Here is a 3664-nt window from a genome sequence, read left to right as displayed (position 1 = left end):
CCAGCATCGGGCGCCGCCGGGCCGCGGCGGGCTCCGGCGCAGGCTCGCTGAGCATCGCCCCGCCCTGCTCGTACATGTCGATGACCAGCATTGCCTCGCCCAGGGTGCGCCAGGCCAGGCGCTCGAACGCATCGAAGCAGGCCGGCTCGCTGCGGCTTTGGCGGGTCAGTGCCTGGTGCCAGATCTCGATGGCATCGCGCAGGTCTTTCAGGGCCTGCTGGTAGGCCCCCAGTTCGTAGAGCGCATGCCAGGCGGAGCCCAGCCCGGTGAGAAAGAACTGGTGCTCGCGCGCGGCGCGCTTCAGGTGCTCCAGGCTCCAGAAGATGGCGGAGGGATCGGCGCAGGCGCGGCGCAGGTGCGCCGCATCTTCGATAAGCGCGGACAGCGACGTCAGCGCATCGCGGAACTGGCGGGACTCCTCGTCGGCCACGCCTTCGCGCAGCAGCCGGCTCACATCGCCGAACGACTGTGCGGTGTTCAGCAGCTGGCTGGACGAGGGGTCAGGCATGGTGGGTGCACGCCTGGAAGGTCCACCGCCGCCCGGGGCCTTATGCGGTGCCGCCGACCGTCAGGCCATCGATGCGCAGCGTGGGCTGGCCCACGCCGACCGGCACGCTCTGGCCTTCCTTGCCGCAGGTGCCCACGCCGCTGTCGAGCGCCATGTCGTTGCCGATGAGGGTCACCTTCTTGAGGGATTCCGGACCGCTGCCGACGATGGTCGCGCCTTTGACCGGGTACAGGATCTTGCCGTTCTCGACCCAATACGCCTCGCTGGCCGAGAACACGAACTTGCCGCTGGTGATGTCCACCTGGCCGCCGCCGAAGTTGGTGGCGTAGAGGCCGCGCTTCATGCTCGCGACGATCTCCGCCGGGTCCTTGTCGCCGCCCAGCATGTAGGTGTTGGTCATGCGCGGCATGGGAATGTGCGCGTAGCTCTCGCGCCGCCCGTTGCCGGTGGGTGCCACGCCCGACAGGCGCGCGTTCATCGAATCCTGGATGTAGCCCTTGAGGATGCCGTCCTCGATGAGCACGTTGCGCTGGCTGGCGTGGCCTTCGTCATCCACGTTGAGCGAGCCGCGGCGGTCGGCCAGGGTGCCGTCGTCCAGCACCGTCACGCCCTTGGCCGCCACGCGCTGGCCGATGCGGCCGCTGAAGGCGCTCGAGCCCTTGCGGTTGAAATCGCCCTCCAGCCCGTGGCCCACGGCCTCGTGCAGCAGCACGCCTGGCCACCCGGGGCCGAGCACCACGGTCATCTCGCCCGCGGGCGCAGGGCGCGACTCCAGATTGACGAGGGCGGCGTTCACGGCCTCATCGACGTACCGGGTGATCTGCGCATCGTCGAAATAGGCCAGGCCGAAGCGCCCGCCCCCGCCGGCCGAGCCCACCTCGCGGCGGCCGGCCTGCTCGGCGATCACGGTGACCGACAGGCGCACCAGCGGGCGCACGTCGGCGGCCAGCGTGCCGTCGGAGCGCGCCACCAGGACCACGTCGTATTCGCTGGCCAGGCCCGCCATGACCTGGGCCACGCGCGGGTCCTTGGCGCGGGCCTGCTGCTCCACCTTTTCCAGCAGCGCCACCTTGGCCGTGCTGTCCAGCGAAGCGATGGGATCGGTGCCGGGATAGAGCGAGCGGCTGGCGGAGATCTTCTTGAGCGAGATCTTCGCCCGCTTTTCCTGCGAGGCCGCCGAAATCGCCCGGACGGTGCGGGCGGCATCGAGCAGGGAGGCCTCGGAGATGTCGTCGGAATAGGCGAAAGCCGTCTTCTCGCCGCTCACGGCCCGCACCCCGACGCCCTGGTCGATGCTGAACGAACCGGTCTTGACGATGCCTTCTTCCAGGCTCCAGCCCTCGCTGCGCGTGTATTGGAAATACAGGTCGGCATCGTCCACCTGATGGGCCCGGATGTCGGCGAGCGCGCGCGCCAGATGGGTTTCGTCGAGGCCGAAAGGCTCCAGGAGCAGGCGGCGGGCGACGGACAGGCGTTCGATGGTGGGTTCGCGGGAGATCATGGGCGGATTCTAGAAGCCTTGGTGCCCGCCGGCATGGCGCTTTGCGAGCATCCCACCCGGCGGCGCGGCCATGCCGGCGCGAATCGGCCATGACCAGGCAGACTCTGTGATATTTCACTGATATATCATTCGGTTTCACCGACCCCGCCCACCCGCCCCGATGCCCGTCCTGCCCCAGCCCTCCCTTCCTGCCGCACCCGGCGGCGGCGCCCAGTTGCGCGAGCAGGCCTACGCCGACATCAAGCGCCGCATCATTGCCTGCGAGCTGGCGCCCGGCGCGCAGATCAACGAAGGCGCGCTGGGCACGCTGCTCGGCCTGGGCCGCACGCCCATCCACCAGGCGCTGCACCGGCTGGAGATGGAAGGACTCGTGACCATCCTGCCGCGCAAGGGCATCGTGGTGGCGCCGCTGTCGCTGGACGAGGTGCTGGACATGATCGAGGTGCGCGCCTGCAACGAGACCCTGTGCGTGCGCCTGGCGGCCGAGCGGGTCCGGCCCGCTGAACTGGCCGCCATGCGCCACCTGCTGGGCGAGGCCCCGGCACTCCTGGCCGCACACGACGTGCCTGCGCTGATGGCGCTGGACCTGCGCTTTCACAGCGCGATCTCGGCCGCCGCCCGCAACACCGTCCTGGCCGACCTGCTGCGCCGGCTGCACGAACAGCAGGCGCGCTTTTGGTTCCTGACGCTCTCGGAGGCCGGGCACAGCGTGCGCATCCACGACGAGCACCAGGACATCCTGGCCGCGCTCGAGCGCCACGACCCCGATGCCGCCGCCGCCGCGATGCAGCGCCACATCGACGATTTCCGCCGCGCGATCACCCGCGCACTTTGATCCCCCCGCCCTTTTCGCCTCCCACCATGCCCCAGCACACCTTCGATCTCGCCGGCCACAGGCCGGTCACCCTGGACATCCGCCACCTCGTCATCGCCGGCTGGGCCGGCCGCGACCGCGCGGCGGTGGACCACCACATCGCCGAACTGGCCGCGATCGGCGTCAAGCCGCCCTCCACGGTGCCCACCTTCTACCGCGTGGCCAGCCAGCTGCTCGACACGGGCAGCGCGGTGCAGGTTCCGGGCCATGACTCCAGCGGCGAGGTGGAATGCGTGCTGCTGGCCAGCGAGGCGCACGGCGTGCTCGTGGGCATCGGCTCGGACCACACGGACCGCACCGTCGAGGCCTACGACGTCACGGTGTCCAAGCAGATGTGCGCCAAGCCCGTGGGCCGCGCCCTGTGGAAGCTGTCGGAGGTGCAGGGCCACTGGGACCAGCTGGTCACCCGCTGCTGGCGCACCCGCGATGGCGTGCGCGCGCTGTACCAGGAAGGCGCGCTGGCCCGCCTGCTGCCCCCCGCCGAGCTGATGCAAAAATGGAATGCGGCAGACGGCCTGTCCGCCCACACGGCCATGTTCTGCGGTACCCATGCGGTGATCGGCGAACTCGGCTGGGGCGAGGCCTTCGAGCTGGAATTGCACGACCCCGTTCTGAACCGCAGCCTGCACCACCAATACGCCACCCAAGCCCTGGAGATCGCCCGATGAATGCCCTCGCCACCACCCGCCACCCCACCGTCCGCGAACAGGCCGAGGCCCTGGCCCGGGGCGACACCACCAGCGTGGCGCTGGTCGAGGCGGCGCTCGCGCGCATCGCCACG

4 protein-coding genes are annotated in these 3664 nt (G+C 70.1%); 2 read left to right on the top strand and 2 right to left on the bottom strand.

From position 1 onward, the window contains the following. Window positions 1-508, bottom strand: a 508-nt coding sequence (locus AC27KI_RS20690) for a hypothetical protein (protein ID WP_487115584.1), incomplete at its 3' end; no start/stop codon positions are given. Between the two features lie 40 nt (window positions 509-548). Beyond that, the gene (tldD, locus tag AC27KI_RS20685; RefSeq protein ID WP_284405293.1) at window positions 549-2009 is read right to left on the bottom strand and encodes a metalloprotease TldD; all 1461 of its coding nucleotides are present in this window, start codon (window positions 2007-2009) and stop codon (window positions 549-551) included. 160 nt (window positions 2010-2169) lie between these two features. On the opposite strand from tldD, the gene AC27KI_RS20680 reads away from it, so the two are divergent. Beyond that, window positions 2170-2844, top strand: coding sequence for a GntR family transcriptional regulator (locus AC27KI_RS20680; RefSeq protein WP_284429458.1), 675 nt, complete (start codon window positions 2170-2172; stop codon window positions 2842-2844). Between the two features lie 26 nt (window positions 2845-2870). Beyond that, the gene (locus tag AC27KI_RS20675) at window positions 2871-3551 is read left to right on the top strand and encodes a DUF2848 domain-containing protein (RefSeq protein ID WP_487115582.1); all 681 of its coding nucleotides are present in this window, start codon (window positions 2871-2873) and stop codon (window positions 3549-3551) included. The last annotated feature ends 113 nt before the right edge of the window (window positions 3552-3664 follow it).

The sequence above is a fragment of the Acidovorax sp. KPB24-03 genome (genome assembly GCF_057546605.1).
The sequence above is the reverse complement of the archived record's forward strand: the minus strand, read 5'-3'. Positions and strand labels throughout refer to the sequence as shown.